Raw genomic sequence first — 731 nt, forward strand, 5'->3', positions numbered from 1 at the left:
TCCCGTGCCGGTCGCGGCGGCGGGGGCGGCCCTGTCCGGGATCGTGGTGATCGCGGGAGCCGCCGCGACCGGCACGGGAGTGCTCGCCGCGGCCTCGCCGGCCGCCGCTGCGGCGACGCCTTCGGCCCGGGCGCCCGGCTGGCCGAGCTGCGCCGCCAGCAGCACCGCGAGGGTCGCCGCCGCGCCGACGTTTCGGCCGGTCCTGCGCTTGGGAGCCATGGTCCTCTCCTCGAAGCCGCGGCCGGGAAGCGGCCACGCTGGATCATCTAGATCAGTCAACATGCCGGCGCAGGCCGCACCATCGCACGGCAGCCACACTCCGGCGGAATGCCGCCCGTAGGCCTTCATGACGGGTGCGATGGCGCACGGCAGTGTTCGCCGCGCGACATCGTTCCCGCTCGCCCGGCCGACGAGTCCTGAGCCCGTCAAATGCGGTTTTCTTCGGACCGGGCGGCAGGATCAGGCGGCGTCTTCCGCCTTCTCGTCGTCGAGGCCGAGTTCCTTCAACTTGCGATAGAGGGTCGAGCGGCCGATGCCGAGCCGGCGCGACACCTCGGACATTCGCCCGCGATAGAATTGCAGGGCATAGCGGATGATCTCGCCCTCCAGCCCCTCCATCGTCTTCATCTCGCCGGTCTCCTCGGCCACGAGGGACAGGGCGTGGGGATCGCGCACCTCGACCCGGACGATCTCGCGCACCGGGGCCGGGGCGGTGCCGGGCTCAGGGGAGG

At 72.4% G+C, this 731-nt stretch carries 1 protein-coding gene and 1 pseudogene; both read right to left on the reverse strand.

What is annotated here, in order from left to right:
* Positions 1–219 (reverse strand): annotated as a pseudogene (locus QR78_RS31725) (dihydrolipoamide succinyltransferase); the annotation flags it as partial.
* A gap of 240 nt (positions 220–459) precedes the next feature.
* Positions 460–731: helix-turn-helix domain-containing protein (locus tag QR78_RS31730; protein WP_280137087.1), on the reverse strand; the 272-nt coding region annotated here is incomplete at its 5' end.

The sequence above is a fragment of the Methylobacterium indicum genome (genome assembly GCF_001043895.1).
In the GTDB taxonomy this organism is placed as follows: Bacteria; Pseudomonadota; Alphaproteobacteria; order Rhizobiales; family Beijerinckiaceae; genus Methylobacterium; species Methylobacterium indicum.